The 1,777-nt window shown below is 54.9% G+C and carries 1 rRNA gene; it reads right to left on the reverse strand.

Going from position 1 to position 1,777, the window contains the following annotated elements:
- Nucleotides 1-10: 10 nt before the first annotated feature.
- Nucleotides 11-1,533, reverse strand: a 16S ribosomal RNA gene (locus ACTJJ4_RS18575).
- Nucleotides 1,534-1,777 lie beyond the last annotated feature (244 nt).

A 1,777-nucleotide genomic window follows, 5' to 3' on the forward strand; every position in this document is an offset into this window, starting at 1 on the left:
TGCTCCTTAGAAAGGAGGTGATCCAGCCGCACCTTCCGGTACGGCTACCTTGTTACGACTTAGTCCTAATTACCAATCCCACCTTCGACGGCTCCCTCCACAAGGGTTAGGCCACCGGCTTCAGGTGTTACCGACTTTCATGACTTGACGGGCGGTGTGTACAAGACCCGGGAACGTATTCACCGCAGCGTTGCTGATCTGCGATTACTAGCGACTCCGACTTCATGAGGTCGAGTTGCAGACCTCAATCCGAACTGGGACCGGCTTTTTGGGATTCGCTCCACCTTACGGTATCGCAGCCCATTGTACCGGCCATTGTAGCATGCGTGAAGCCCAAGACATAAGGGGCATGATGATTTGACGTCATCCCCACCTTCCTCCGAGTTGACCCCGGCAGTATCCCATGAGTTCCCACCATTACGTGCTGGCAACATAGAACGAGGGTTGCGCTCGTTGCGGGACTTAACCCAACATCTCACGACACGAGCTGACGACAACCATGCACCACCTGTTCACGAGTGTCCAAAGAGTTGACCATTTCTGGCCCGTTCTCGTGTATGTCAAGCCTTGGTAAGGTTCTTCGCGTTGCATCGAATTAATCCGCATGCTCCGCCGCTTGTGCGGGTCCCCGTCAATTCCTTTGAGTTTTAGCCTTGCGGCCGTACTCCCCAGGCGGGGAACTTAATGCGTTAGCTGCGTCACGGAATCCGTGGAAAGGACCCCACAACTAGTTCCCAACGTTTACGGGGTGGACTACCAGGGTATCTAAGCCTGTTTGCTCCCCACCCTTTCGCTCCTCAGCGTCAGTTACGGCCCAGAGATCTGCCTTCGCCATCGGTGTTCCTCCTGATATCTGCGCATTCCACCGCTACACCAGGAATTCCAATCTCCCCTACCGCACTCTAGTCTGCCCGTACCCACTGCAAGCCCGAAGTTGAGCCTCGGGATTTCACAGCAGACGCGACAAACCGCCTACGAGCTCTTTACGCCCAATAATTCCGGATAACGCTTGCACCCTACGTATTACCGCGGCTGCTGGCACGTAGTTAGCCGGTGCTTTTTCTGCAGGTACCGTCACTTTCGCTTCTTCCCTGCTAAAAGAGGTTTACAACCCGAAGGCCGTCATCCCTCACGCGGCGTTGCTGCATCAGGCTTCCGCCCATTGTGCAATATTCCCCACTGCTGCCTCCCGTAGGAGTCTGGGCCGTGTCTCAGTCCCAGTGTGGCCGGTCACCCTCTCAGGCCGGCTACCCGTCGACGCCTTGGTGAGCCATTACCTCACCAACAAGCTGATAGGCCGCGAGCCCATCCCCAACCGAAAAATCTTTCCACCCACACACCATGCGGTGATGGGACATATCCAGTATTAGACGCCGTTTCCAGCGCTTATCCCAGAGTCAGGGGCAGGTTGCTCACGTGTTACTCACCCGTTCGCCACTAATCCACCCAGCAAGCTGGGCTTCATCGTTCGACTTGCATGTGTTAAGCACGCCGCCAGCGTTCATCCTGAGCCAGGATCAAACTCTCCGTAAAAAACAGATGCATACCAACCACCGGGAAAACGGCAAGAAGGCAGCGAGTTCAATCATGACCAAAAGAGACGAACATCATTGCTGACATTCATATAAATTGATCCAAAGGAATTCTCAACCAACCCCACAGGGCTGGACGAGGATAATTTGGCATTTGACAAGTGCACGCTGTTGAGTTCTCAAGGATCGGACGCACCCACACACCCACCCCATCAGGGCGAGAAGCGCAGGGCAACTTCACAATC

Source organism: Microbacterium sp. 22195 (genome assembly GCF_052056515.1).
GTDB lineage: Bacteria > Actinomycetota > Actinomycetes > Actinomycetales > Microbacteriaceae > Microbacterium.